General features: G+C 60.8%; 27 protein-coding genes and 1 pseudogene. 16 read left to right on the plus strand and 12 right to left on the minus strand.

Annotation, left to right across the window (positions count from 1 at the left end; all coding sequences use genetic code 11):
• Position 1: 1 nt before the first annotated feature.
• The 4 genes from SynPROS71_RS10440 (at position 2) to SynPROS71_RS10455 (ending at position 2,497) form a co-directional block, all read left to right on the plus strand.
• A complete protein-coding gene (locus SynPROS71_RS10440; RefSeq protein WP_186594947.1) occupies positions 2 to 418 on the plus strand; it encodes a DUF3119 family protein in 417 nt (138 codons plus the stop codon).
• 116 nt (positions 419 to 534) lie between these two features.
• Positions 535 to 1,494 (plus strand): DUF3086 domain-containing protein, encoded by a 960-nt coding sequence (locus SynPROS71_RS10445; protein ID WP_186594948.1) that lies wholly within the window; start codon positions 535 to 537, stop codon positions 1,492 to 1,494.
• Positions 1,494 to 2,105 (plus strand): glycerol-3-phosphate 1-O-acyltransferase PlsY, encoded by a 612-nt coding sequence (plsY, locus tag SynPROS71_RS10450; protein ID WP_186594949.1) that lies wholly within the window; start codon positions 1,494 to 1,496, stop codon positions 2,103 to 2,105. The genes SynPROS71_RS10445 and plsY overlap by 1 nt, the downstream gene beginning before the upstream one ends.
• Positions 2,102 to 2,497 carry a hypothetical protein gene (locus SynPROS71_RS10455; protein ID WP_186594950.1) on the plus strand — a complete coding sequence of 132 codons (396 nt, stop codon included), beginning with the start codon at positions 2,102 to 2,104 and terminating at the stop codon, positions 2,495 to 2,497. The genes plsY and SynPROS71_RS10455 overlap by 4 nt, the downstream gene beginning before the upstream one ends.
• On the opposite strand, the gene SynPROS71_RS10460 is transcribed toward SynPROS71_RS10455, so the two are convergent.
• Positions 2,470 to 9,069 carry a rhodanese-like domain-containing protein gene (locus tag SynPROS71_RS10460; RefSeq protein WP_255442115.1) on the minus strand — a complete coding sequence of 2,200 codons (6,600 nt, stop codon included), beginning with the start codon at positions 9,067 to 9,069 and terminating at the stop codon, positions 2,470 to 2,472. The two genes, SynPROS71_RS10455 and SynPROS71_RS10460, sit on opposite strands and share 28 nt — an antisense overlap.
• A gap of 3 nt (positions 9,070 to 9,072) precedes the next feature.
• A pseudogene (locus tag SynPROS71_RS14010) lies at positions 9,073 to 9,465 on the minus strand (DUF4347 domain-containing protein); the annotation flags it as partial.
• Positions 9,466 to 9,801: 336 nt separating this feature from the next.
• Here SynPROS71_RS14010 and SynPROS71_RS10465 point away from each other — a divergent pair.
• From SynPROS71_RS10465 to SynPROS71_RS10480, 4 genes are all read left to right on the plus strand, one after another.
• A complete protein-coding gene (locus SynPROS71_RS10465) occupies positions 9,802 to 11,211 on the plus strand; it encodes an autotransporter outer membrane beta-barrel domain-containing protein (protein WP_186594954.1) in 1,410 nt (469 codons plus the stop codon).
• Between the two features lie 166 nt (positions 11,212 to 11,377).
• Entirely contained in the window at positions 11,378 to 11,632 is a 255-nt protein-coding gene (locus SynPROS71_RS10470) for a type II toxin-antitoxin system Phd/YefM family antitoxin (protein WP_186594969.1), read from the plus strand.
• The gene (locus SynPROS71_RS10475; RefSeq protein ID WP_186594970.1) at positions 11,629 to 12,021 is read left to right on the plus strand and encodes a type II toxin-antitoxin system VapC family toxin; all 393 of its coding nucleotides are present in this window, start codon (positions 11,629 to 11,631) and stop codon (positions 12,019 to 12,021) included. Before SynPROS71_RS10470 ends, SynPROS71_RS10475 begins: the two co-directional genes overlap by 4 nt.
• A 201-nt stretch (positions 12,022 to 12,222) precedes the next feature.
• Positions 12,223 to 12,363 carry a hypothetical protein gene (locus SynPROS71_RS10480; protein ID WP_186594971.1) on the plus strand — a complete coding sequence of 47 codons (141 nt, stop codon included), beginning with the start codon at positions 12,223 to 12,225 and terminating at the stop codon, positions 12,361 to 12,363.
• On the opposite strand, the gene pyrF is transcribed toward SynPROS71_RS10480, so the two are convergent.
• Positions 12,364 to 13,113 carry an orotidine-5'-phosphate decarboxylase gene (pyrF, locus tag SynPROS71_RS10485; RefSeq protein WP_186594972.1) on the minus strand — a complete coding sequence of 250 codons (750 nt, stop codon included), beginning with the start codon at positions 13,111 to 13,113 and terminating at the stop codon, positions 12,364 to 12,366. It abuts the gene before it with no gap.
• On the opposite strand from pyrF, the gene SynPROS71_RS10490 reads away from it, so the two are divergent.
• The 3 genes from SynPROS71_RS10490 to SynPROS71_RS10500 all read left to right on the plus strand — a co-directional run bounded on the left by SynPROS71_RS10490 (position 13,090) and on the right by SynPROS71_RS10500 (position 14,359).
• Positions 13,090 to 13,599, plus strand: a complete 510-nt coding sequence (locus SynPROS71_RS10490) for a cupin domain-containing protein (RefSeq protein ID WP_255442118.1) — start codon at positions 13,090 to 13,092, stop codon at positions 13,597 to 13,599. The genes pyrF and SynPROS71_RS10490 overlap by 24 nt on opposite strands.
• A gap of 122 nt (positions 13,600 to 13,721) precedes the next feature.
• Positions 13,722 to 13,949, plus strand: coding sequence for a type II toxin-antitoxin system Phd/YefM family antitoxin (locus SynPROS71_RS10495; protein WP_011933840.1), 228 nt, complete (start codon positions 13,722 to 13,724; stop codon positions 13,947 to 13,949).
• Positions 13,949 to 14,359 (plus strand): type II toxin-antitoxin system VapC family toxin, encoded by a 411-nt coding sequence (locus SynPROS71_RS10500; RefSeq protein WP_186594973.1) that lies wholly within the window; start codon positions 13,949 to 13,951, stop codon positions 14,357 to 14,359. The genes SynPROS71_RS10495 and SynPROS71_RS10500 overlap by 1 nt, the downstream gene beginning before the upstream one ends.
• On the opposite strand, the gene tyrS is transcribed toward SynPROS71_RS10500, so the two are convergent.
• Together tyrS and SynPROS71_RS10510 are read right to left on the minus strand one after the other, a co-directional pair.
• The gene (gene tyrS, locus SynPROS71_RS10505) at positions 14,349 to 15,593 is read right to left on the minus strand and encodes a tyrosine--tRNA ligase (RefSeq protein ID WP_186594974.1); all 1,245 of its coding nucleotides are present in this window, start codon (positions 15,591 to 15,593) and stop codon (positions 14,349 to 14,351) included. The two genes, SynPROS71_RS10500 and tyrS, sit on opposite strands and share 11 nt — an antisense overlap.
• A 41-nt stretch (positions 15,594 to 15,634) precedes the next feature.
• A complete protein-coding gene (locus tag SynPROS71_RS10510; RefSeq protein ID WP_011933843.1) occupies positions 15,635 to 15,961 on the minus strand; it encodes a DUF1825 family protein in 327 nt (108 codons plus the stop codon).
• 125 nt (positions 15,962 to 16,086) lie between these two features.
• Here SynPROS71_RS10510 and SynPROS71_RS10515 point away from each other — a divergent pair, with 125 nt between their 5' ends.
• The 5 genes from SynPROS71_RS10515 to SynPROS71_RS10535 are packed head-to-tail and all read left to right on the plus strand — an operon-like array spanning position 16,087 to position 19,812.
• Positions 16,087 to 16,812 carry a response regulator transcription factor gene (locus SynPROS71_RS10515; protein ID WP_186594976.1) on the plus strand — a complete coding sequence of 242 codons (726 nt, stop codon included), beginning with the start codon at positions 16,087 to 16,089 and terminating at the stop codon, positions 16,810 to 16,812.
• 34 nt (positions 16,813 to 16,846) lie between these two features.
• Entirely contained in the window at positions 16,847 to 17,419 is a 573-nt protein-coding gene (locus SynPROS71_RS10520) for a type II secretion system protein GspK (RefSeq protein WP_186594977.1), read from the plus strand.
• A gap of 4 nt (positions 17,420 to 17,423) precedes the next feature.
• Positions 17,424 to 18,011 (plus strand): GIY-YIG nuclease family protein, encoded by a 588-nt coding sequence (locus SynPROS71_RS10525; protein ID WP_186594979.1) that lies wholly within the window; start codon positions 17,424 to 17,426, stop codon positions 18,009 to 18,011.
• Between the two features lie 37 nt (positions 18,012 to 18,048).
• Positions 18,049 to 19,539, plus strand: coding sequence for a leucyl aminopeptidase (locus tag SynPROS71_RS10530; RefSeq protein ID WP_186594981.1), 1,491 nt, complete (start codon positions 18,049 to 18,051; stop codon positions 19,537 to 19,539).
• A gap of 24 nt (positions 19,540 to 19,563) precedes the next feature.
• Positions 19,564 to 19,812, plus strand: coding sequence for a hypothetical protein (locus SynPROS71_RS10535; protein WP_186594983.1), 249 nt, complete (start codon positions 19,564 to 19,566; stop codon positions 19,810 to 19,812).
• On the opposite strand, the gene SynPROS71_RS10540 is transcribed toward SynPROS71_RS10535, so the two are convergent.
• The 7 genes from SynPROS71_RS10540 to SynPROS71_RS10570 all read right to left on the minus strand — a co-directional run bounded on the left by SynPROS71_RS10540 (position 19,809) and on the right by SynPROS71_RS10570 (position 26,457).
• Positions 19,809 to 19,991 carry a hypothetical protein gene (locus tag SynPROS71_RS10540; protein WP_186594985.1) on the minus strand — a complete coding sequence of 61 codons (183 nt, stop codon included), beginning with the start codon at positions 19,989 to 19,991 and terminating at the stop codon, positions 19,809 to 19,811. The genes SynPROS71_RS10535 and SynPROS71_RS10540 overlap by 4 nt on opposite strands.
• Before the next feature lie 156 nt (positions 19,992 to 20,147).
• The gene (msrA, locus tag SynPROS71_RS10545) at positions 20,148 to 20,759 is read right to left on the minus strand and encodes a peptide-methionine (S)-S-oxide reductase MsrA (RefSeq protein ID WP_255442119.1); all 612 of its coding nucleotides are present in this window, start codon (positions 20,757 to 20,759) and stop codon (positions 20,148 to 20,150) included.
• Positions 20,760 to 20,782: 23 nt separating this feature from the next.
• Positions 20,783 to 21,976, minus strand: coding sequence for a lipid-A-disaccharide synthase (gene lpxB, locus SynPROS71_RS10550; RefSeq protein ID WP_186594987.1), 1,194 nt, complete (start codon positions 21,974 to 21,976; stop codon positions 20,783 to 20,785).
• Entirely contained in the window at positions 21,976 to 22,830 is an 855-nt protein-coding gene (gene lpxA, locus SynPROS71_RS10555) for an acyl-ACP--UDP-N-acetylglucosamine O-acyltransferase (RefSeq protein ID WP_370586875.1), read from the minus strand. The genes lpxB and lpxA overlap by 1 nt, the downstream gene beginning before the upstream one ends.
• A gap of 2 nt (positions 22,831 to 22,832) precedes the next feature.
• On the minus strand, positions 22,833 to 23,303 hold the full coding sequence (gene fabZ / locus SynPROS71_RS10560) for a 3-hydroxyacyl-ACP dehydratase FabZ (RefSeq protein ID WP_255440126.1): 471 nt from the start codon (positions 23,301 to 23,303) through the stop codon (positions 22,833 to 22,835).
• Between the two features lie 5 nt (positions 23,304 to 23,308).
• A complete protein-coding gene (gene lpxC, locus SynPROS71_RS10565; RefSeq protein ID WP_186594991.1) occupies positions 23,309 to 24,163 on the minus strand; it encodes a UDP-3-O-acyl-N-acetylglucosamine deacetylase in 855 nt (284 codons plus the stop codon).
• Positions 24,163 to 26,457, minus strand: a complete 2,295-nt coding sequence (locus SynPROS71_RS10570; RefSeq protein WP_186594993.1) for a BamA/TamA family outer membrane protein — start codon at positions 26,455 to 26,457, stop codon at positions 24,163 to 24,165. The genes lpxC and SynPROS71_RS10570 overlap by 1 nt, the downstream gene beginning before the upstream one ends.
• Positions 26,458 to 26,497: the final 40 nt, after the last annotated feature.

Raw genomic sequence — 26,497 nt, forward strand, 5'->3', positions numbered from 1 at the left:
CATGAGCGACCCATCTCCAGCACCAGCGAGCGCAGATGCAAGCAGCGTGAGCATCGCCCCCAGCCCGCGGCTTCCTCTGGCGATTCTGCTGCTGGGTGCAGCGCTGCTGCCCTTACCACTGCGCCCCTGGCCGAGCCTGGTGATTGGGGTGTTCGGCCTGTTTCTGTTGGTGCAGACCTACAGCCTGCGCCTGGAGTTCCGCGCCGACACGCTGGTGGTGTGGCGGGGCCAGCAAGAATTGCGACGCTTTCCCTACGCGGAGTGGCAGAGCTGGCGCCTGTTCGCAGCCTGGCTGCCCGGACTGTTCTTTTTCCGCGAGGTGAACAGCATCCACTTCCTGCCGATCCTGTTTGATCCGGCACAGCTACGGGAGCAACTGGTGCTGCGGGTGGGCTCCCTGGAAACCCCGAAGCCCTGAGAGCCAACCATTAAGACACGCATGCGTAACGTAATCGCAACGCAAGCAACACGAATCAGTGCCGCCTGTGCCAGGCAAGCGGCGATCCGCTGGAATAGAGACAGGACAAGTGCGCCATGCCTGACGACACCGATCTGACGCCCCAGGAGCCGGCCCCCCAGGAGGCAGCCCCCCAGCCCCAGGAGCCCGACCCTCAACCCCAGGGCCATGCACCCCTGATCCAGCTGGCCCTCACCGAACTCCAGGAGCGACGCGACGCTCTGCAGCAGGAGATCGAGACCCTCACGCAACGCAAACAGCAGCTGGAAACGGAGATGGCCGCCAGCTTTGCCGGGCAGTCCGATGCGATCGCCCGACGCGTGAAGGGCTTCCAGGAGTACCTGGGCGGCGCCCTCCAGGGCCTGGCCCAGTCGGTGGAAACCCTGGAACTGGTGGCCCAGCCGGTGGTGGTGCAGCCCTCACCGCTGGACGCGCAGGCCGCAGCTGAAGCTGCCGATCAGGCGGCGAGCGCAGGTGCAGCCCCGGCGCTGGCCGACACCTTCCGCCCGGATGAGGAACTGATCCGCGCCAACCTCAAACGCTTCCTGGAGCAGCCCGACTTCTACGCCGACCCCTGGAAGCTGCGCCGCAGCCTGGACACCGCAGACACCGCCGTACTCGAGGACTGGTTCTTCAATCAAGGAGGCCGCGGAGCCCAGCCCAGCCGCGGCAGCCGGCCCCGCAACGTGCTTCTGGGAGCCGCGCTGATCGCAGTGATCGGTGAGCTCTACGGCGATCAATTCCAGACCCTGGTGCTGGCGGGCCAACCCGAACGGCTGGGCGACTGGCGCCGAGGTCTGCAGGATGCCCTGGGCCTGGGCCGGGAGGATTTCGGCCCCAACAGCGGCATCGTGCTCTTTGAACGCGGCGACGCCCTGGTGGAGCGGGCCGACCGCCTTGAGGAACGGGGCGAGGTGCCGCTGATCCTGATCGACGCCTCCGAGCAGGTGGTGGACATCCCCGTGCTTCAGTTCCCGCTCTGGCTGGCCTTTGCGGCTGGACCAGGCGAAACCGACGACATCGACGACCTGCTGTGATGGGCCTCCTCTCTGTGCTGCTGGGCTATCTGCTCGGATCCATCCCCAGCGGCTTCCTAGCGGGCCGCTGGCTCAAAGGCATCGACCTGCGCACGATCGGATCAGGCTCCACCGGCGCCACCAACGTGCTGCGCACCGTGGGCAAGGGCCCAGCCCTGGTGGTGTTTCTGGTGGATGTGGGCAAGGGAGCAGCGGCTGTGCTGCTGGCCAGAGCCCTCAGCGAAGGCCTGGTGGGAATGGAGCTGATGCGCAATTGGCTTGAGGTGCTGGCCGGCCTGGCGGCCCTGGCTGGTCACATCTGGCCGGTGTGGCTGGGCTTCAAGGGCGGCAAGGCCGTGGCCACTGGCTTCGGGATGTTTCTCGGCCTGGCCTGGCCGGTGGGTCTGGCCTGCTTCGGGGTGTTCATGGCCGTGTTCAGCCTGAGCAAGATCGTGTCGCTCGCCAGCGTGATCGCAGCCCTCAGCCTGCCCCTGCTAATGGTGCTCTCCACCGGCAGCCCTCCCTACATCCTGGTCGCGGTGGTGGCGATGGTGCTGGTGCTCTGGCGTCACCGCAGCAACCTGCAGCGCCTGATCGATGGCAGTGAACCCAAAATCGGCCAGAAGTCTTGAGTACAGCAACCGGCATCGCCCTGCTCACCCTGATCGCTCAGGTGGAGAGCGCCGGCCAGACGCGCGTGCTGCTGCTGGACGACTGCCCTGCCGGCCTGGAGGGTTTTTACGCCCCATCGCTCAACCGCATCGGCCTCTGCAGCAATAACCACAGCAGCGATGTGGCGCTCACCAGCACGCTGCTGCACGAAGCAGTGCACCGGCTGCAGCATTGCCGCCAGCCCGCACTGGCGGATCAACTCGATGCCGCCCACAGCGTTCAAGCCCTGGAAGAAGAGGCCAGGGAGCTGCAGGGCTGGGGCAACCAAGCCCCCAACGCCGCCGCCGATTGGTTGCGGCGGCAGCTGAAGGAGCAGTGCATGGATCACCCAAAGAACTCAGGAAGGCTGTAACTGCTGGCGTAGTTGTACGACCAGGCGGCATCGCCATTGAACGTTTGCCTGCCGAGAAGATCGTTGTAGATGGCGAGGAAATTGGATTCGGATCCATCACCCATGCCCACGGCACGCACCTGCACCTGGGTGAGCGGACTTGCCGCACCACTGGCGAGTTGATCAAGCACTCGGTTGAGATCCGCCTGCATGGGGGTCCACTGCTGGGTGCCGCTGTTGTCTGCAACAAACACAGGATTGCCGGCATTGTCGTAGAGCAGACCAGCGGAGGTCACGGCATCACCGCCGAGAACCCCTGGCAGTGCAACATTCACGCCGGTTCCATCGCCACCGCGATTGCCCCACCAGGCCCGGCGCTCAGGCCGGCCATCGGTGGTGAGAGCCACAAACACAAACTCTTCACCTGTGAGCGGATCGGTGCTGGCCTGTTCGGAGAGGAGATGCTCAAGGCCCTTCAAGGCCCCGTACATCTCGGTGCCTGCATAGAGGTTGGAAGCCAGGCGCCCGTCGCCCCTGAACAGATCGCGCGCCTCTGGCTGAGGGAGGCCCCGCTCGCTCCAGACCGGGTTGCCATCGATGCTGTTGCCGTACACCTGATCAGGTGTGGTTGTCAGCAAGATCGACTGAGCGATGTCAACACCGGCAATGGGATCGTCAGCGGAGAAAGTGACCGATTGATGCTCCACCACATAACCAAACGTGATCAGATTCACGGTGAGATCCTGAGCCTCAAAGCCATCATCAGGCAGGTCAACGAGCTCGTAACCACTGAGTGCATCTGCGAGGGATTGAGAACCACTATTGATGATGTTGTTGGTGTTGGCAGAACCAAACGACTGCACCTCTTGCTCACCGATCTTGCGGAAGCCATAACCAGCGCGACTGGCAGCCTGCTGGAAGGAATAAAACGCCAGACGATTCTGCGCTTCCAGCCGATCCGGCGCATCGGCATTATTCGTGGAAGGATCAGACCCCTTCATCGATGTGGAGTTATCCATCAGCAGATACACGGTGCCAGCCATCGGCGGCACTTCTTCAGGCGACTCCGGGGGCTCGGGACAGTTCAATTCAGGGTCATCCAGCCCTGCCACCACGCGTCGTACCGTTGTGGCATCTCCGAAACTGAAGGAGAACTGCTCACTCCCCAGGAAAGGAGTCTCTGAAACGATCTCAAATCTGATGGTCAATCCCGCAAGTGCAGGATTAAGAATCTGAATTGTTCCAGATCCTGGAGTATCAGAATCAGGAACCAACCAGTAGTCCCGATCGGCCACCAGCAACTGCCCATCGAGAGTTGTAATCACCGGCGCTGAAATCGTGTCGTCTGCCGAGCCGTCACCTCCATAGCTGAAGGCATAGTCGTAATAACCGGAGAGGTTCTCAGGTTTACCAGTAACAGTAAATTCCACCTCAGCCTGTGTGGCATCTGCATTAAGGCATGCTGCTGTTGCGTCAAGTTCAAACTCGTTCTCCAATGGGGGAACATCAGGCGAGCAATTCTCAGCAATATTTCCATCACCATCATGATCCAACGTCGCAACACCTGTCTTGCTCACCGTGCTCAAACCGTTGTCCTGAATCACCGTCAGCGACACACTCTCTTCACCTGTTAAATCACCATTCGCCTTCTTCCAGCTCGCTCCAAGCTCAATACGCTTCACTCCCTCGGCAACAACAATCGCTCCTTGATATGTATTACTTGCTTCGTCATAACGAGCACCCACAATCTCCGTTACACCACCTTCAACAACCTCACCAGTCGCGTCATACGCCACCAAGCCTTTCTCCACAACATCAAAATCTCCTCCATCTCCATCTCCCGTCAGCACATAACGCAATCCCTCCTCGCTCGTTAATCCAGGCTGTCGATCAGACCCAAACGTGATCGTGAATCCTGCTGTTGCAAGCTGATCACCTAAATCCTTTGCGCAGAACCCGCTCCCGACCACATCAAAATTCAGCTCCGGCAGCGCCTCATCCGGCGGACAATTCTCCTTAATAAATTTTCCATCACCATCATGATCCAACGTCGCAACACCGGTCTTGCTCACCGTGCTCAACCCGTTGTCCTGAATCACCGTCAGCGACACACTCTCGTCACCTGTTAAATCACCATTCGCCTTCTTCCAGCTCGCTCCAAGCTCAATACGCTTCACTCCCTCGGCAACAACAATTCCCCCCTGATACGTATTGCTTGCTTCGTCATAACGAGCGCCAACAATCTCCGTTACACCACGTTTAACAACCTCACCAGTCGCGTCATACGCCACCAAGCCTTTCTCCACAACATCAAAATCTCCTCCATCTCCATCTCCCGTCAGCACATAGCGCAATCTCTCCTCGCTCGTTAATCCAGGCTGACGATCAGAGCCAAACGTGATCGTGAATCCTGCTGTTGCAAGCTGATCACCTAAATCCTTTGCGCAGAACCCGCTCCCGACCACATCAAAATTCAGCTCCGGCAGCGCCTCATCCGGCGGACAATTCTCCTTAATAAATTTTCCATCACCATCATGATCCAACGTCGCAACACCGGTCTTGCTCACCGTGCTCAACCCGTTGTCCTGAATCACCGTCAGCGACACACTCTCGTCACCCGTTAATTCCCCATTACTCTTCTTCCAGCTCGCTCCAAGCTCAATCCGCTTCACTCCCTCGGCAACAACAATTCCCCCCTGATACGTATTGCTTGCTTCGTCATAACGAGCGCCAACAATCTCCGTTACACCACGTTTAACAACCTCACCAGTCGCGTCATACGCCACCAAGCCTTTCTCCACAACATCAAAATCTCCTCCATCTCCATCTCCCGTCAGCACATAGCGCAATCTCTCCTCGCTCGTTAATCCAGGCTGACGATCAGAGCCAAACGTGATCGTGAATCCTGCTGTTGCAAGCTGATCACCTAAATCCTTTGCGCAGAACCCGCTCCCGACCACATCAAAATTCAGCTCCGGCAGCGCCTCATCCGGCGGACAATTCTCCTTAATAAATTTTCCATCACCATCATGATCCAACGTCGCAACACCGGTCTTGCTCACCGTGCTCAACCCGTTGTCCTGAATCACCGTCAGCGACACACTCTCGTCACCCGTTAAATCACCATTCGCCTTCTTCCAGCTCGCTCCAAGCTCAATCCGCTTCACTCCCTCGGCAACAACAATTCCCCCCTGATACGTATTGCTTGCTTCGTCATAACGAGCGCCAACAATCTCCGTTACACCACGTTTAACAACCTCACCAGTCGCGTCATACGCCACCAAGCCTTTCTCCACAACATCAAAATCTCCTCCATCTCCATCTCCCGTCAGCACATAGCGCAATCTCTCCTCGCTCGTTAATCCAGGCTGACGATCAGAGCCAAACGTGATCGTGAATCCTGCTGTTGCAAGCTGATCACCTAAATCCTTTGCGCAGAACCCGCTCCCGACCACATCAAAATTCAGCTCCGGCAGCGCCTCATCCGGCGGACAATTCTCCTTAATAAATTTTCCATCACCATCATGATCCAACGTCGCAACACCTGTCTCGCTCACCGTGCTCAACCCGTTGTCCTGAATCACCGTCAGCGACACACTCTCGTCACCCGTTAATTCCCCATTACTCTTCTTCCAGCTCGCTCCAAGCTCAATCCGCTTCACTCCCTCGGCAACAACAATTCCCCCCTGATACGTATTGCTTGCTTCGTCATAACGAGCGCCAACAATCTCCGTTACACCACGTTTAACAACCTCACCAGTCGCGTCATACGCCACCAAGCCTTTCTCCACAACATCAAAATCTCCTCCATCTCCATCTCCCGTCAGCACATAGCGCAATCTCTCCTCGCTCGTTAATCCAGGCTGACGATCAGAGCCAAACGTGATCGTGAATCCTGCTGTTGCAAGCTGATCACCTAAATCCTTTGCGCAGAACCCGCTCCCGACCACATCAAAATTCAGCTCCGGCAGCGCCTCATCCGGCGGACAATTCTCCTTAATAAATTTTCCATCACCATCATGATCCAACGTCGCAACACCGGTCTTGCTCACCGTGCTCAACCCGTTGTCCTGAATCACCGTCAGCGACACACTCTCGTCACCCGTTAATTCCCCATTACTCTTCTTCCAGCTCGCTCCAAGCTCAATCCGCTTCACTCCCTCGGCAACAACAATTCCCCCCTGATACGTATTGCTTGCTTCGTCATAACGAGCGCCAACAATCTCCGTTACACCACGTTTAACAACCTCACCAGTCGCGTCATACGCCACCAAGCCTTTCTCCACAACATCAAAATCTCCTCCATCTCCATCTCCCGTCAGCACATAGCGCAATCTCTCCTCGCTCGTTAATCCAGGCTGACGATCAGAGCCAAACGTGATCGTGAATCCTGCTGTTGCAAGCTGATCACCTAAATCCTTTGCGCAGAACCCGCTCCCGACCACATCAAAATTGATCGCCGGACACTCCACAATCTCAATCGTCGCTTCATCCGTATCTGTATCGAGATCTGGCAAAACATTGCCAGTTAGCGTTGAGTTACCAAATTGAACCTGAAAAAAGCGAGATGTATTGTATTTTAAACCATTTAAATCCGCATAATTGGCTTGATCACTAATGCCATAACGGAACTGCAGATTCTTGACTTCATCAGGATAATAAAATGTCGCAGCACCCGAGGCTTCATCTGTCAGACCTGAAGTGCTGTTGCTGCCACCATGTTTGTCATGGGGGCGACCCATCCAACGGATATAGCTATTGTCGGAGTCGCCTCCATTCTTGATACCTGGATAATCTTCGGTGTAACCATCCATCTGTTGCCAAGGACCGGCATTGCTGTTATCAACCCAAAAGCCTTCTTGATTATAATTCTCCTCCCTTCCGTCGAACCGCGAAATTGTATTCAAATCTTGTTGTGGCTTATACTCCGTTGAGGGATCATTGTCCTGCAGAATGTCATAATACAGCTTACTTTCTTCTTGGAGACTCTCAAGTGGATTCCACTCGCCTCCATAGAGCGAAGATGGAAGCTCAACATATTCCGCACCAGGCAGTAAATACGACCCTTCCGTATTTTTATTGGGATTTCCGTCCACGTCATTGGGCTGCATGACGAAATTAAGGATTTCGACTTCTATTGGCCCGCTCCCATCCTTCTCCAGAGTAAATGTCCAGTCAAAATCTACCCAACCCCCTGACTGACCCTTGCGACCTTCCAAAGAAGGATTGCCTACTGCATACTTGTCATCACTTGCAGCGATATCATCAATCGTTGCGCCATTTTCCTTAACACTCCCCTTAGCCAGGTATTCCTGAAGGCTTGGCTGGAACTTATCAATATCAGCGCCGCCTTTTTTATTACCTGGGCTTCCCTTAATATCATCGTCAAACTTAAATCGCCTTAGGCCTTCAAAGTTATACTCAACAAGAGCATTCAGCCGATAGCCAACACCTTCCAGAGCGGGAACAATGTTTGTATATTGGTAATAACCCTCTCCAGAATAGTCTGAGCCATTTTTGTAAAACAGGGTTGGAATATCTTTGCCATCGTTACCCATCTGATTGTCCAGAGGCCAACCACCTGCTACTTCCCAAACATCGTTCCAATCCTCTGCTGTGATTGTTTCATTCTCGTCTCTTCCATTAACCACCCGCTTGCCCTCAACATCGTCGACAGGAGTTCCATCGGCTTCCACCTTGACGGCGTTCTTCAGAACCATGTCTGAAAGGCCAAGGTCCAGCACGGGATTTTGGAGATCCAAAGGTGCATGCTGCGTCGCCTTCAGCGTCAGGCTTGTGGCCTCTCCTAATTTGTCGGCGGCCATGCGCACATACAACGTGCCCGCATCACTCAGCTGGGTCCATTTGCCGTCGTACTGATTCCAAGTGCCATCCTCGGTTGTGCGGATCTCCAGGTTCTCTGTTGAATCACCATCTTCTGAAGCAGTGGCCTCAAGATTCACCCATCCCGACTTCCCACTTTCTCCGTCCTCGGGAATGCCCGTGACCTTGTACACCAGATATTTACTGCCATCTGTTGAACAAAAGATCCCTGAGCCATCGGGTTCAACAACAACTGCTGGATGGTCGTCTCCGTCGACGGTGTTGGTTTCAAGTGAGGTAGCTCCGGCCTGTTGAACCGATGCCTCTGTTGTCTGAGACACCCAGGCATTCATGCCTCCGCTCACGTTGGTGACCTCAATGCCTTGATCCTCCAGAAACTGACTGGAAGCTGCCGACCAATCACCTGATTGGCAGATCACATGCACATCCTTGCCGGCCGCCAGGGAACGCACCTGCTCCAGCGCTGCACCGCTCTCAATCGTTGGCCAGGGAATGCGCACGGCCCCCTCAATGGCATCGGCTTCGGACGTCTCCAAAGGCCGCACATCCAGCAGCAGCAGATCATCCGGCCGTGACGACAGACGCTGACGCAGCAGCTCTGTCGTGATCTCGTCGTAAGGAACAGACGCCAACCGGAACGCTGCCGGCCATGCCGTTGCATCGCTGACATCCGCCAGAGACCACGCTCCCAACTGCAGCTGTTCATTGCCGCCTTCATCCCGCCCCAGCCAATCGGCACTGGCCAGCACCCGCGCACCGCTGAGTTCCGCCAGCAGCGCCACAAAACCGGCATCCGCGCCCACACGGCAACTCCACAGGGCGATCGTCTGCACACCCCACTGGGCCAGATCAGCCGCATGGGCCTTCAACACCTCAGCATCAATCCAGGTATCGCCAATCCGAAACGCCCCCGGCCGGCCGTGGGCGATCAGGTGCAGCACACCAGGCGGATGGCCTTGCGCTCGTCGCTGCGCCAGCGCGTCCGACACAGCGCTCAACCCGTGTTGATCCGCCGATAGAGCCAGCGTTGGAGCAACAGCGCCGCCAATCAGAGCCCGGATCTGAGCACATCTGCCATCACCGAGCAGCAGATGAGTTGTCAACCGAGCCGTGGATGACGACTCAGCAACAAGGGAACGCTGCATGGCGCTTGGAGAGAACAAGTAATAACCATTACTAGCGATTGTTCAGCTGTTTCTCATCCCTCAATTGGGGGAGAGTCGCTGAAACAATTGATTTAGCCTGGGATGACAAGGGGTGATCCGAATCGGGCAAATGTTCAGCACCGCATTGCGGCTGCCATCTCGCAGACATTGATCAGCGCACGAAACAAAAGCCCGGGCACAAGCGAGCTTAAGGGCTTTGCCGAAGCTACCGAAACCGGGTCTTCACCTTGAGCAGCACCTATTCAAAAAGTGTCTCCTTGACAGTGCAGGGCATCACTAAATCGCCAGTGTCAAATCAGTTTGTTGATGTATTGGGTGCCGATTCGTCGCTCACTCCTTCGCGTTTGCCTCCCCTGCGCTGGTACGTCGGCCCTGGCCTTCACCCTCCTGAGTGCTGCAGCACTCCCGTCTGCCTTTGCCCAGGCCTGCACACCCGATCCCTTGGGTGGTGAGATCTGTCTGCCCGATCAATCTCCGAACGATCCGAACGATCCGAACAAGCCTCCCAACATCCCCGGCACCTTTGTTCCCCCGGGCCTGCCTCCCGGCGTGATCTTCGACCGCCGCCAGCCCTACCGCGTGTTCGAGCCGCAGGAACCGGCACCCGAACCCGAACCTGCTCCTGAACCCGCTCCCGCGCCCGCCCCTGAACCTGCTGCAGAACCGGCACCTGCACCTGAGCCGATTCGGGCGCTCTGGTTCAAATCCGGCGACCTGCCTGAGCCTCAAGCTCTTGACTACGTGGAACGCGCCCTGCGCCAACAGTTGCTGGCCCAGGTGGACAACACCCCGATCAACACCAGCGCCACCGGCGAAACCATTCGCTTCGGCGAAACCGACTATCTCGAGATCCTTGAGCCCAACACCCTGCTCTATTCCCATCCCTACGTGGAGCCAGGCGTCAACGTTTGGGTGAGCGGCTACGGCGGTGGTGATCAGTTGAGCATCAACAACCGCACGGTGGATCTCGATTCCGGCGGCGTGGTGCTGGGCTTCGACGTGGATCTCAGCCCCAGCTTCAGCCTCGGCCTCTACGGCAACTACGGCAGCGCGAACGCCAGCGGCAACCGCGGCTCCTGGAATCCCGACGGCTGGGGCGGCGGCATCACTGCCGACTGGTGGACCGACAACTTCTACATCCAGGGACTGGTGGGCGGCAATGCCTTCTCCGGCACCCACAAGCGCAGCCTCAAAGGCAACGATGCCCGCGGTGAGCGCAGTGGCAGCTCCTGGAATGCAGCCGTGCGCATCGGCGCACCGATCGATGCCGGTTCGCTGTACCTCGAACCCCAGGCCCAGCTGGGCTGGGTGGGCGCCAGCCTCGACAGCTTCCGCGAATCCGGAGTCTCCCGCGATCAGCAACTGCGCTACGGCAGCAGCAATGTGGATGCACTCAACAGTGAATTGGCACTCAAGATCGGCGTGCCGATTCGCAAAGATGAACGCTCGCTGCTGCTGCCCTCCCTGCGCCTGGGCTGGATCGCCAACTGGGGGCAGAACAACGGCTCACAATCGGTGCGATATGTGAATGGCGGCCCCAGCTATTCCTTCGACCTCGACAGCGGCGATGCCAACGGCTTCCTCGTGGAAGCCGGCCTCGACTACACCACCTACAACTTCACCGACACCTCGGTGGGCGTGTTCCTGCGCGGGGGGCCGGTGTTCTACGGCAATGATCTGGGCACAGCCTGGCGCGCCTGGGGTGGTCTCAACGTCAAGTTCTGATCACTCGCTTTGCTGGGGGCTTCCGATGAGCTCCCCGCAATCGGTCACATCGGGCCGGTGTAGCTGGGCTGCTTCCGGTGTCGTTGGCACTGAAGCGAAAACTGAACACAAGGGCTGACTCTTAGCTAAGTCAAACTAAGCTGATGAGCATCGCCGGAGAGCTGCTGTGACCACCGTCAACGTGCATCAGGCAAAAACCCAGTTATCGAAACTTCTTCAGCAGGTGGAGGCCGGGGAAACGATCGTCATTGCTCGCGCTGGCAAGCCTTCAGCTCAGTTGGTGCCGATCAATGCGAATCCCAAGGGATTAAAGCCCCCTGGAGCCATGCGTGATCAGATCAGCATCGGAGACGATTTCGACCTGCCTCTCGAAGGGTTGTTCGACGGCAGCCTTGAGCCATCCGGCCGCGATCAGCCATGAGCCGGGTGCTGCTGGACACCCACCTGCTGCTGTGGTGGCTGAAAGGTGATCCGCGCCTCCCCACCTCACTGGTCACAGAACTGCAGAAAGATCTGCACAGCGTCCTGATCAGCCAGGCCTCGCTTTGGGAAATGGCGATCAAGGTCAATCTCGGGCGGTTGAGCGTTGACCTAACGGACCTGGAGCAACAAGTCCAAGCCGAGGGTTTTCAGTGGTTATCGATCAGCAACGAGCACCTGTTGGAAGTAGCACGGCTGGAAACCATTGAGGGGCATCGTGACCCTTTTGATCGTTTACTTGTGGCCCAGAGCCGGGTTGAACCGTTGCTGCTGTTCACCTGCGATCGTGCTCTCGAAGCCTATGGAGCCTGCGTGCGCCTGATCACCTAACTTCTGGGCCAAGCCCACCTGCATCCACCACAACCCTGCAGCCTCGGCAGGTTCGCGCAGCGAATGCTCGGGAGCCATCTCTTCGAAGAGCAACCTGATCCCATCGCGTCGCGCAGTTGGCAACGCAGGAATCAACGCAACTGCAGCAGATTCAGAGCGGCAAACGCTTAGCTCGACAGCGGCGATGCCAACGGCTTCCTCGTGGAAGCCGGCCTCGACTACACCACCTACAACGTCACCGACACCTGGGTGGGCGTGTTCCTGCGCGGCGGCCCGGTGTTCTACGGCAATGATCTGGGCACAGCCTGGCGCGCCTGGGGTGGTCTCAACGTCAAGTTCTGATCACTCGCTTTGCTGGGGGCTTCCGATGAGCTCCCCGCAACAAGCTGCAAACGCCACGCTGGGATCTTCGGCCTTGGTGATCGGCCGGCCGATCACCAGCTGACTGGCTCCTGCTGCAATCGCCTCAGCCGGCCCCATCACCCGGGCCTGATCGCCAGCCGCTGCTCCTTTGGGGCGAATGCCGGGGGTGACCAACGCGAAGGGCTCAGGGTGCTGCGCCCGCAATGCCGCGGCCTCCAGGGGTGAGCACACACAACCGCCGATGCCGGCGGTCGCCGAGAGCTGCGCCAACGCCGGCACCCGTTCGCCGATGGACTGGCCAATGGCGAGTTCCCGTTGCAGCCGTTGCTCCTCCCAGCTGGTGAGCACCGTCACCGCCAACAGCGTGGGGGCGGGTTGACCCGCACCTTGGGCGCCCTCCTCTGCCGCGGCCTGGGCTGCCTTGAGTGCATCGCTGCCGGCGCAGGCATGCACCGTGATCAGTTCGGCCCCCAGCGCCGCCGCCCGCCGGCAGGCACCGGCCATCGTCGCCGGGATGTCGTGAAATTTGAGATCGAGGAACACCCGCAACCCCTGCTCGCGCAGCTGCGCCACCACCTCAGGCCCGGCCTGCACAAACAGCTCCAGGCCCACCTTCACCCAGCGCAGCCCTTCCACCTGGGCAGCAAAAGTCAGGGCCTGCTCGGGCGCCATGCCATCGAGGGCCACGATGATCCGATCAGCCGGATGGGCGGAACGCAACGAAGCCAAGACAGCCGCAGCAGCAGTCTCCATCCTGAAGCCACAGCCACCCGACCCATGCTTCCGCGGATCATTCACCCCGACCAGCTCCAGGGCTACCGCTTCAGCGATCAGGACCACTGCCGACTGGCCTTGCTCAGCTCACCCGCCGATGGTGATGACGACCGCGGGTCCCAGGAAGGGATCAGCCTGTTTCTGGAAATCCACGATCCCTGCGACCGGGTGCCGTTGCACACCCACCACCACTCCGCGGAGTTTTATTTCGTGCTGCGGGGCACGGTGATCTTCCACATCGAGGAGCGCTCGATCACAGCCAACACCGGCGACTTTGTGGTGGTTCCTGCCGAGGCCATTCACGATTTCGAGAATCCCGGCCCCGATCGCCTCTACCTGCTCACCGTGCTCAACCGCGATGAGGGTTTCTCGGAGATCCTGCGCCAGGGCATCCCCACGGCCCTCGAACCCGAAGATCTGGAGGTGCTGCGCAACCTCTGATCCCCATCAAGGCAGCTTGAGGGACTGGCCCCTGCTCAAGCGGTAAGCCGCCGGAAGGTCCTCCTGCCCAGCCGCAGCACATACCCCTCTGGCTTAGCCGCCCTGCCGGCTAAGCTGATGCCATGCAAGTGAATCTCCACGCCGCCAAGACCCACCTCTCCCGTTATGTGGAGCAGGCCCTGGATGGGGATGAGGTGGTGATCGCTCGGGCCGGCAAACCGTTGGTGAAGCTCGTCCCCGTCGACACCTCACCGCGCAGGCGGACGCTGGGGTTCATGAGCAACCAGGGCATCGCCACTGCTGATGTGAAAGCCGACTTCGTTGATGACATCAACGCCATGTTCGGCTGATGACCAGCGGAACAACACCGCCACGCCTGCTCGACACGCAGCTGCTGATCTGGATGGCCTTTGCACCGGAAGAGCTCCCAGCCACGCTGATCCCAGATCTGAAAGACCGACAACAACGCTTTTTTGTGAGTGTCGTCAGCCTGTGGGAAGTGGCGATCAAACGCTCGCTCAACCGCCCCGACTTTCAGTTCGACACTGCTGCGTTACGCCAGCATCTCCAGCGTGAAGGGTTTGAAGAATTGCCCATCCAGGCCGAGCACTGCTTAGCCGTCCAGAATTTGCCCTGGCACCACAGGGATCCTTTTGATCGGTTGCTGATCGCTCAGGCGCAGGAGGAGCGGATCCAGCTACTGAGCTGCGATCAGCCCCTGAGCGAGTACGGGGCCTGCGTCACCCTGCTCAAGCGGTAAGCCGCCGGAAGGTCTTCTTGCCCAACTGCAGCACCTTGCCCTCCAGCTCCGCGGCTGTGGCGAACTCCTGGTTGGGGTCGGTGATCTTCTCTCCTTCCAAGCGCACGGCGCCACCCTTGATCTGACGGCGCGCATCGCTGCTGCTGGCGCAGATGCCCACCGCGCTGAGCAGATAGAAGGCCTTGGCTGGGAAGTTCACCTGCGCCAGCGACGCCTCCGGCACCTCCGCCGCTGCATCCCCCGCTCCGCCCACCAGGCTGGCGGCATCGGCCTGAGCCTTGGTGGCGGCCTCCATCCCATGGCGGCTGGCGGTTACCGCTAGAGCCATCGCCTTCTGCTTCTCGCGTGGGTTCTCCGGCAACGCCGCCAGATCCAGGTCGGTGAGCAAGGTCACGTAGTCGTCGATCGCCCCGTCGCCCACCTTTTCGAGCTTGGAGTACATCGAGAGGGGATCCTCCTCCAAACCCACGGTGTTGCCGAGGCTCTTGCTCATCTTCTGCACCCCATCGAGACCCACCAGGATCGGCAAGAGCAACCCGAACTGCGTCCCCTTGCCGAAATGGCGTTGCAGATCGCGGCCCATGGCCACATTGAACTTCTGGTCGGTGCCGCCCAGCTCCACATCGGCGTTCACCGCCACCGAGTCGTAGCCCTGCAACAGCGGATAGAGAAACTCATGCAGGGCAATGGGCGTGCCGCTGCCGTAGCGCTTGGAAAAGTCGTCCTTGGCCAACATCTGGCCCACGGTGGCCGTCCCCAGCAGAGCGATCACCTGAGGCAGATCCAAACCCTCCAGCCATTCGCTGTTGCGGCGCACCTCCAAACGGCCGGGGGTCTCGAAATCCAGCAGGGCCGTGTCCTTCGGTTGCCCCTGGCCCAGCTGGGCGAGATAGGTGGCGGCATTGGCGTCCACCTGCTCAGCCGTGAGCTGCACCCGGGTGTCGCTTTTGCCGGTGGGATCACCGATGCGTGCCGTGAAATCCCCGATGATCAGCACCGCCGTATGGCCCGCATCCTGGAAGGCCCGCAGCTTGCGGAACAAGATGCTGTGGCCAAGATGAATGCTGCTGCCGGTGGGGTCGATGCCCAATTTCACCCGCAGCGGCCGGCCCTGCGTCTCCGCATGCGCCAAGCGTGCCGCCAGGGCCTGATCTGCATCAGCGGGGTCTCCCGCAGGAAAGAGATCGGCCATGCCGCGCGACAGCCAGGCCGGCAAGGACGGGGTCGGGGCCATGGACAGGCGGAGCGGTTGCGGGCTGAATCGTACGGGTCGCCTCAGCTGGGGGGCTGCTCCAGCTGACTTTTCATCCGCTCCAGCGTGCCGTGCATCTGCTCGAACATCTGTTCCGGCGTGATGCCGAATTGCCCCAGCTGGGTGCGCAGCTGCTCCACCGTGAGCTTGGCCTGGAAGTCTTCCGAGAGCTCGAAACGCTTCATGAACACGCGGTAGCGCTCCATCAGCTCCTCCATCGTGTCGATGAATTTCTTCTTGCCCTCCCGGTCGAACTTGCCGTAATCCGAGCCCAGCTGCATCAGTTGCTGGTAATCGCCGAACAGCCGCTTGGCCTCCTCCTGCACGATTTCGGAGTCGAAGAACGCCATGGCTCCATCCGTTTACTTGAGAAAGTCTGAACAATGGCCGCCGTCGCTGACAGTGCGGATCCACGCCCCTGGATTCGAGCCACCATGACAACGCCAGCGGCCTCGGTTCCCGACCGTTTCTCCCGATGGATCTCAGCTCACGGATCCCCTCTCTGCAACAGCAATCCCGCCAGGGTCACAGCCTGCTGCGGCGCAGCCAAACCGCCATCGCCACCGCCGACCCTGTGCTGCTCGCCAGCTGGACGATCTGGTTCGAAGGTCAGGGGCCTTTGGTGGCCGCCTGCACCAGCGAAGACGACTGCCTCAGCAACATTCAGAGCCACGCAGCCACCCTGCTGCTGTGCACCGATCTGCTGGAGAGCGGCAGCGGCATCAGCCTGGTGCGGCGCGCCCTTGCTGTTCAGCCCGAGCTCAAGGCCCTGATCCTGCTGCACAGGCCGATCGCCCGCACGATCCTGGACGCGATCGAGGCCGGATGCCATGGCATCTGCGCCGTTCAGAGCGCCGGCACCGGAGCGGTGGCCGCCGCCCTCACCGCGGTCGACAGCGATGGGCAATACCTCGATCCGTTGATCAGCGGTGTGCTCCACCACAGCCGGCTTCCCAGCAGCGGCCAGTCCCTGCCCCTGCAGGAACTCACGATGCGTGAGGAAGACGTGCTGCGCGGGTTGTGCCGCGGCATGAGCAATGAGGAGATCGCCAACGACCTGCTGGTGTCCATGGAGACCGTAAAAAGTCACGTGAGCAGCCTGCTGCGCAAGCTGCCGGCCAAAGACCGCACCGCGGCGGTGGTGACCGCCTTTCGTGAGGGGCTCGTGCAGGTTCCCGCCAGACCGCCCCGCTGGACCTAGGGTCCTGGCCAGGCTGCTAAGGAGACACGCGGCAATGGCCCGCCGGCACTGGCTCGATCCCCTGGCACGCAAGGTGCTGCAGGCCATCGGCGACCTGCCTGCCGATCCGGTGCGCCCACCCGCTGCCCCCACCCCTGGGGACGAAGAATCCAGCTGGTGCATTGATGTGAACCGAGCCACGGCCGCCGACTGGCGCCGACTGCCCGGCTGCAGTGAGGCCATGGTGGATCTGCTTCTGCGCCTGCAGCAGGGCGGGGTGCAGTTCAGCCAGCTGGAGGATCTGGCCCGTCTGCTCGAGTTGCCACCCGCGCTCTGCGATCGATGGCGCCCCTATTTGGTGTTCCGCTGGCATGGCGACGCACCCCCGCTGCCGAATCAAACAACTCTCGATCTCAATGCCGGCAGTCCCTCCCTGCTGGCCGCCAGCCTGGGATGGCCGGAGGAACGGCTGCAGCGCCTGATCAGCGAGCGGCGGCGCCAACCGTTCCAGCACCTGGCGGACCTGCAGGAGCGACTCTGTCTTCCGCCTGATGCCGTGGAAGCCCTCATCGGCCGGGTGACCTTTGGAGCCAAGCCCTCCGGCCCCAGCCTGCCGCCGCGGCGCTGAGTGCATGGCTGAGGCACCCCGCCAGGGCGATCTCTTTGCTGGTGCCTCCCAGGCCAGCGCGGCGGGTGGCGGCGCAGAGCTGGTGATCACGGCCACCCAGCTGCGCCGCTGGCAACAGCGGGTGCATGCCTTCCAGGCACCGCTGTTTACGCCCACACCCCCGGAGGCGCTGCAAGGTGCCCTGTTCGAGGCGGTCCAGGATCCGCTCGCGAGCTTTGACCCCCTGCAGCTCAAACCGTTACCGCTCAGTTTCTGGCGCTGGCCGGAAGGCCCCCATCAAGGCGCAGCGCTTTACCTGGTAATGGACCGGCCTGCCGATCTCGAACACCCCCTGCTGCTCTACATCGGTGAAACGATCGCTGCCGATCGTCGCTGGAAGGGGGAGCACGACTGCAAGGCCTACCTGGCCGCTTACCAGGAAGCCTGCATGGCCTGTGGTCTGCGCTGCAGCACCAGCATCCGCTTCTGGGGCGATGTGCCCACGGCCACCCGAGCCCGCCGGCAGCTGGAGCAGACCCTGATCCGGCGCTGGCAACCGCCCTTCAACAAGGAAACGCGCGAGCGCTGGGCCACACCCTTCCATGCGGGCTGAGGGTGGCTTCTAGCATCGCTGCAGGCATCGGCTCCCCATGAAGATCTCCCTCTCTCCGGCCACCCTTGAGGCCTGGAGCGGTTCCGTTCTGGCCCTTGGCATCCCTGAGAACGACCCCCAGGGCCTGGTGGCGGCCATGGAGCAGCGCTTCAGCCTGCAACTCAGCGGCTGGCTGAAGCAGAAACCCTTCAGCGGCAAGCCCGGCGACTGCGTCAGCCTGCCCCTATTGCGCAGCGACTGCACAGCCCTTGTGCTGGTTGGCCTGGGAGAGGCCTCCAGCGTTGATCGCGACCGCCTGCGCCTTGCTGCAGCCGCCGCGGCCAGGGCTGCGCAGGGGCAAGGGGGCACCCTGGGCCTGCTGCTCCCCTGGAGCAGCGACAGCCCCGAAGAGGATGCCGCCGCCGCTGCCGAAGCGGTGCGTCTGGCGCTTTACAGCGACGAGCGCTTCCGCAGCAAGCCCGAACCCAGCCCCAAACCCGACCAGCTTGAGCTGCTGGGACCTCTGCCCGGAGGCTTTTCTCAAGGCCTGGAAGCCGTGCATCCGGTGTGCGCCGGCGTGGAACTGGCCCGCGAGCTGGTTGCCGCCCCTCCCAACAGCGTCACCCCAACGGAACTGGCACGCACCGCCAGCCACCTGGCCCATGAACACGGCTTGGAGCTCACCATCCTCGAGCGCTCCGACTGCGAGGAGCGCGGCATGGGCTCCTTCCTCTCGGTGTGCCAAGGGTCGGACATGGACCCCAAATTCATCCACCTCACCTACCGCCCCAACGGCGAAGCAAGCAAGCGGCTGGTGCTGGTGGGTAAAGGGCTCACCTTCGATTCAGGCGGATACAACCTCAAGGTGGGCGCCGCCCAGATCGACATGATGAAATTCGACATGGGGGGCAGCGCCGCTGTGTTCGGCGCCATGCGGGCGATCGCCGAACTGCGTCCTGCCGGCGTGGAGGTGCACATGCTGGTGGCCTCCTGCGAAAACATGATCAATGGCTCCGCCGTGCACCCCGGCGACATCGTTACCGCTTCCAACGGCACCACAATCGAGATCAACAACACCGATGCCGAAGGGCGGCTGACCCTCGCCGACGCCCTCGTGTATGCCTGCAAGCTCAAACCCGACGCCATCGTTGATCTGGCCACGCTCACGGGTGCCTGTGTAATTGCACTTGGCGATGAAATCGCCGGCCTCTGGAGCGGCGATGACAACCTCTCCTCCCAGTTGGAGCTGGCCGCCCAATCCGCCGGCGAGGGACTGTGGCGCATGCCCCTGCACAGCTCTTACCGCAAAGGGCTCAAATCCCTGCTGGCGGACATGAAAAACACCGGCCCCCGGCCGGGTGGTTCGATCACAGCCGCCCTGTTCCTCAAGGAGTTTGTGGATGCCGGCATTCCCTGGGCCCACATCGATATCGCTGGCACGGTCTGGAGCGACAAGGGCCGGGGGCTGGATCCATCGGGAGCCACCGGCTACGGAGTTCGCACTCTGGTGAACTGGGTCCGCAGCCAGGCAGGCACCACCACCACCTAAGTTCGGGAGCCGTCACCGCACGCCATGGCTTCCAAACCGCTGCGTTGGTACATCCGAGCCCAGCTGGGGGTGCTGCTGCTTCCCGCCGGACTTTGCCTCTTCGGGGAAGCGGTGAGTCGGCGCATCGTGCAGATGCTCGGTCAGGATCGGGGGCCCTGGTTCTGGTACGGCACCCTCAGCCTGATTGCCATCAATGCTGGCGTGGGGTTGATGATCGAATCCGGCCTACTGCGTGGCTACCCGGGCCGGCGATCCGATCAGACGTCTCCCTAAGAGGCCACGGCTGCAGTCTTAACGACGGAGAGCGGGTGCTCAAGGGCATGAATCTGCCAGCGAGCCCGCTCAGAGCAACTGGCCATCACCCGATCGAGATCATCGGAGGCCTGCTTCGGTGATGGGTACGGGCCCACGTGACGGGTGACAAGACCGTCCTTGATGGTCAGCAGATACATACAGACCTCCTACGCGTCCCGAGGCCATGGTACGCAGATCAATCGAGGAAGGGGAGGGGGTAAAACCCGCACCTTCACTGAGAAGTCAGTGAGTCAGAGCGAATCAACGACTACAGAATTTCCACAGAATTCGCTAAGCCAAGTGGACCGCCGTTGTCAACGCTTCGCCGGTGTACTCCAGGCAGCGCCGCTGCGGGCCTTGCTGCCCCACACCTGATCCAGCCGGCGATCACGACCGCAGCTGAACCGGTAGAAGCGGTAGCGGAGGGAGTTGTTCTTGGCGTAATTCTGGTGATACCCCTCGGCCGGCCAGAACTTCTTAAGAGGCTTGATCTCCACCTTGAGCTTCGCTTCTGGCACCCCCAGCTCTCTGGCGGCCGCAGCGCGGCTGGCGCGGGCAGCCTGGGCCTGCCCCTCACTGTTGGTGAAAATCACCGGCCGATAGGAATCGCCCCGGTCACAGAACTGGCCGCCGCCATCCAAGGGGTCCACATTGCGCCAGTACGACTGCAGCAGGCGGGGGTAGCTGATCTTGGCCGGATCAAACCGCACCTCCACCACCTCCTGGTGCCCCGTGGTCTCGCTGGTCACCTGCCGGTAGGTGGGCTTGGCCACGCTTCCGCCGCTGTAGCCACTCTCAACCGAAAGCACCCCGGGAAGTTTCTCCAGGTCACTCTCCAGACACCAGAAACATCCCCCGGCAAGCACGGCGTTTTCCACGGCCGCGAACACGGAACCAGGAGCCCCGAGAAGCAGAGCTCCCACCATGAACAGAGGCAGAACGAGGCGTATCACAAGGCGGTTGGGGTGGGGGGAAGCTGGTCGAGAATGGCGCAGGCGGCGCGATCGGTCACGCCGGGTTCGCCAAGCCTTTCTGTGAGCCGTTTGTAGCCACTCAGCATGGCCTCCCGCGCCTGAGGATCATCCAGAAGCGGCGCCGCAAACTCCACGAGATGGTCGGCATCGAACGCATCCTGGAGCAGCTCTGGCACCAAGCGCTCATCCAGCAACAGATTCACCGGAGAGATGTGCTTTACCTGAAAGCGCAGCAGATGACGGGCCACCCAGGCCGTGACCCGGCTCACCCGGTACCCCACCACCTGGGGCACTCCATGGAGCGCTAACTCCACATTCACCGTGCCTGATTTGCCCAGGGCCAAATCCGCCGCCGCGAACAACCACGGCTTCAGGGTGTCGGCCTCTGCGGCCGACACCACGGAGGCCCGCACACCAGCAGCGGCTAGGGCCTGCTTGAGGGGCTGTTCAAAGGAGGCCAATCCGGCCGGAACCATCACATCCAGGGAGGGATCCCGGGCCTGAAGACGGGCTGCAGCCTGCACCAACACCGGCATCAGGTACTTCAACTCCTGGGGCCTGGATGCAGGAAACAACAAGAGCAGCCGGCCTTCCGGCGGCAACGACAGCCGCGCGCGGGCGGCTGCCCGGTCCGGACGGTTGGCCACACTGTCAAGCAGGGGATGGCCAACCCAGGTCACGTCTGCCCCACGACTGGCATAAAACGAAGCCTCCTCCGGGAAAATGGCCAGAATCCGGTCGGTGAACTTCAGCAGCTGGGTGGTGCCGCCGTCACCGATTCGCCAGGCCCACTCCTGCGGTGCGATGTAGTACGTGATCGGAACAGTCGGCAACCGCCGCCGCAAGCTGTTGCCCAGGCGCACATTCGCCCCCATGTAGTCGATCAACACCACCCCATCCGGTGGACGCCGCTGCAGCACTTGATCCACGCGGGCCTGCAGCTTGAGGGTGGGCATCACCAGAGGCAGGGCCTCCCACAGGCCAATCGCCCCCATCGGCGCCGTATCCGCAAGCAGTTCCGCTCCAGCCGCCTGCATCCGGCTCCCGCCGAGAGCCAGCACTTCCAGATCCAACCCCCTGAGGGCAGCCTGCCGGTGCAGGGCCTCGATCAACAGACTTCCCTGCAGATCACCGGACACCTCACCGGTGCTGATCAGCAATCGCACCATCAGCGAGAGCCGAGGGCCGGCATGGGGCCACGGCGCCCGGGCGCAATGGAGCGCTCCAGGAAGGAACAGAGATGATCCGCCAGCGGCAGCAGGGACTGCTCCCGGGCCAGCTTGAGGCCATCGGCGATCACATGATCCGAGCGGTACAGCAACGACCAGATCTCCTGCAGTTGCTTGAGGTCCTGGCCATCGTCCTTGCGATCAAGCCCCCGCCGGCGCAATCCCACCCGGTTCAGACCGCGAACCCGACCAGGGTGTCCCTCCACCAGGCAGTAAGGCGGCACATCCCGATCCACCCGGGTCATGCCGCCCACCATCGCCATGCCACCGATCTGCACGAACTGATGAATGCCCAGGCAACCACCGATCACCGCCCGGTCTTCGATCAACACGTGACCCGCCACCTGGATGCTGTTCGACATCACGATGCCATTGCCCAACTCACAGTTATGGCCGAGGTGGCAGTAAGCCATCAACAGGTTGTGATCTCCGATTCGGGTCTGCTCCCCCTCATCGGTGGCTCTGTTAATCGTGACGCACTCGCGGATGGTGTTGTGATCTCCGATCACCACCTCCGTGGGCGCACCTTTGTATTTCAGATCCTGGGGTTCCTGTCCCAGACAGGCACCGGGATAAACCTTGTTGTGTTCACCGATGATCAGTCGCCCATCAAGAACGGCATTGGGGCCAATCCAGGTATGAGCACCAATCTGCACGTCGGGCCCCACAACGGCGCCAGGACCAATCACCACGCCAGCCGCAAGCTCAGCGCGCGGATCAACCACAGCGAGGGGGTGCACCTGGGCGGGCCGGTTCTCGGCAGTCACAACAGTGGAACGCTGTTCGCTCATCATCGTCAATCCACGAGCGAGAACATCAACTCGCCGGAACACACCAGCTGGCCATCCACTGTGGCTTCCGCCTTCACCTTGCCAAAACGCTTGCGCTTAAGGCTGAGCAGCTCACAACTGATGCGCAGCTGATCACCAGGGACCACTGGCCGGCGAAAACGCACGCCGTCAATGCCGGCGAACACGAACAGTCCCTTCGGCAGATCAGGCATCTGGGTGACGATCAACCCGCCCACCTGGGCCATCGCCTCCACGATCAGCACGCCGGGCATCAGCGGTCGGGCTGGGAAATGCCCTTGAAACTGGGGCTCGTTCAGGGTCACATTCTTGATGGCCACAGCCTTTTCACCAGGAACGTGCTCCAACACCCGATCCACAAGGGCAAAGGGGTAGCGGTGCGGCAACAAACCCATGATCTGCTCCGCATTGAGCACGGGCTGGGACGACGCGATGTCGTTGGCGGAGGAAGAGGTCAAAACAGTCAGGGCTGAACAGGGGAACGATCGGCCAGGGCCGCCGCCAGGTCGGTATGCAGACCATGGGAGCCTCGGTAGACCAGCACCTGCGCGCGCGGGAATCCCACGAGCGCCAGATCACCGATCAGGTCCAGCAGCTTATGGCGCACCGGTTCATCCGGGTAGCGCAGTGGTGGGTTCAGCCAGTGCTCTCCATCACAAACAAGGGCATTATCAAGTGCTCCACCCTGGATCAATCCAGCGGCACGCAGCTGTTCCACCTGCTCCCGAAAGCCGAAGGTGCGAGCCGGGGCGATCTCGTCGACGAAACGCTGCGGCGTGAGCTCCAACGCGAACTGTTGCCGGCCGATCGCGGGCTGGGGGAAATCAATCACGCCCACAACACTGAACTGCTCGGCCGGAGTCGCGGTGATCACACTGCTGCCGCGATGCAAGGCGAGCGGTTGCTCGAGCATGGGGCGCTGCGGCCTCCAACCGGAAACCTCCTGCAGATTCGCTTCAGCGATCGCCTCCACCCATCCAAGGGCTGAGCCATCAAGAAGAGGAATCTCCTCTCCTTCAACCTCGAGCAGGGCATGGGTGAGCCCGCACCCCGCCAGAGCGGCCAACAGATGTTCAACCGTGGCCAAACGGCGGTCCCCAAGTTCAAGGGTGGTGCAGAGCTGGCTGTCACGCACCTGAGACGGCTCGAGCCGCACGGGGGATGCGGCATCTGACGACCACTGCACCCACACGCCCGGATCGGCCGACGGCTTCAGCGTCACCGACACGGGCTGGCCACTGTGCAAACCAATGCCACTTCGGCGCACAGGCCCCGCCAGGGTCCAGGCACCGTCGTAATCAACGGGCCAGCGAACCATCAGAACTTCCAGCCCACACCAAGATTGAAGCGCCACTCCCCGGTGAAGTCCTGGCTGGCCACTTCCAGTCGCAGCGGACCCACAGGCGTGGTCACGATCACACCGATACCAGGGGAAACACCGGATCCAGGCTTCTTGAGCAGTTGACCGGGCTTGCCTGGAACACTGGCCTGGGATCCGAAATCCGTACCGGCATCGAAGAACACCTCGCCGGAGAAGATGCTGATGATCGGGAAGCGGTATTCGATCGTGGCTTCACCGAAACTGCGACCCACCGCCAGGTCGCAGTCGAACCAACCACGCACCGAGTTGGAACCACCCAAACAGAAGGCTTCGTAGGGGGGCAATTGCCCCACGATCGTGCCGGCCTTCACCTGGAAGGCGAGAGCCTGGGGACAGTTCTCTTTTTCACCGGGTTTGGGTCGGCATCCCTTGAATAACTTGAGCCACTTCACAGGAATGAAGTGGGTGTAAGTGGTGCGGAAGCGGTTGAAGGTTGGTGAATTCGCTCCGATGGACACGTACTGCTCCGTGCCGAAACTGAAGAAGTTGCCTGAGGTGGGATTGCGCCCATCGTTGAGGGTGTTGTAGGTGGCCGCAAAACGCACACTGGCCAGATTGTTTTCGTCCGCGCAATCAAAGGCGACGCAGATCACCTCATCGTTGGGGATACGGCCATCTCGAATGTTGCCGCTGGGCACGCCGTAGGGGCGGGTGTCGCCGTTGAAATTGATCGGCCGCACATTCTGGAGATTCACACCGGCCAGCACCTGCCAGGGCACCTTCTTGAACGGATCCCCCCCATTCAGAGGTCTGGCGAAAATGATGTTGCCTCCCACCCGCTGCAGGGCGACGGAATCCCCTTCGAAATCAAACCAGCTCTCTTCGGGGAACTGCTTGCTGGCCTGGGCCACATTGTTGAAGCGCCGGTCTGCAGGGTTGTTGTTATTCCTGATGTCGTAGGCGTACTTGGAGTTGTTGTCCTGGTAGTCAGTCACGGTGACGATGTCACCCTCGTTCTGGCTCTGGAACACCTGGGGGACTTCCCGACTCAGGAAGATGGAGGTCCGGAAGGATGTGCGGTGCTTGTCTCCCTTGATCCACGGATCGGTGAAGGTGAAGTTGGCGAGCCCGCCGAACTGGCCATAGGTGATGTTGAGCGCCAGATTCCAGGCACGGCCGAACAGGTTGCTGTCCGAGAGCTGCACTTGGCCGAACACACCCTGGCTTTGGCTGTAACCCAAACCACCGGAGAGAGAACCAGTGGATTGCTCCACAATGCCGAGCACGATCGTGATGTTGCCCGGCTCCCCAGCCACAGGCTTGAGGGTCACTTTGACGTCGCTAAATAGCGACGTGCTGTAAAGGCGCTTGATGTCCTCTTCAAGCTGTTTGCGGTTGAAGGGCTCGCCAGGCTCAATCGAAATTTCCCGGGTCACCACCCATGGCTTGGTCTTCCCTTTAATCGGCTCACCTTTGTCGTTGGTGGTTTCTCCTTCTTTGGTGATGAACTGAACTTCAACGCCATCAACTGTGCCGATCAACACCTTGAGCTGCACCACACCATCGGGACTCACCCGTGTCGGACCACTCACCCGGGCCAGGGAGTAGCCCTCATCGGCGTACCACTTCTGCAGCTCCTTCATGCGTAGCTGCAGCTCGTTGAGGTTGAGCGTGCGGCCGTAATCGGAACTAAACGTGTCCTCGATCACCTCCGGCTTGATCTTGTTGTCCTCCGGCTCGAGTTCCACTCGAGTGAGCACTGGATTGGGCACCACCTGAACCACCAGCTGCACACCCAGCGGGCCATTGATCGGCTCGATGCGCACATCGGAGAACCAGCCGGTGGCATAGATGGCATCAAGATCGAGCTTGAGCTCCTCCCGGGTCACCCTGCTGCCCGGACGCACGTTCATCGCGTCGTAGGCCGCCAACTCAAGACGTTCCTGCTCCGGATGGTCGGCGATGCCTTCAATGATCACCTCAGTAATCAACACCCTGGGACTGGAGGGAGCCTGGGGAACGGTTTCTGCCGCAGGTGGCTGCTCTGAGGGAGGGGTTTGATCCGGCGCGGCTGGAGTGACGTCGATCTGTTCGGTCGTGCTCTGCTCGACCTCAGCCTCTCCAGCGGCATCGTCCACCTGAACCGCTTCGGTTTCCGATGCATCGACCTGAACTGCTTCAGCCTCAGCTTGCGCCCTGGCAGGGAGGGCCATCAGTGGAAGCGACAGCGCCACCCCAAGAACGCTCCTCCGAACGGACGTCCTGGTTCGGCTGGAGGAGAAGGTCACCATGGGGGGGACGGAAGTCGGCCGTGAAGGCCACAAACGTCTG

The organism is Synechococcus sp. PROS-7-1, from assembly GCF_014279795.1.
Lineage (GTDB): Bacteria > Cyanobacteriota > Cyanobacteriia > PCC-6307 > Cyanobiaceae > Synechococcus_C.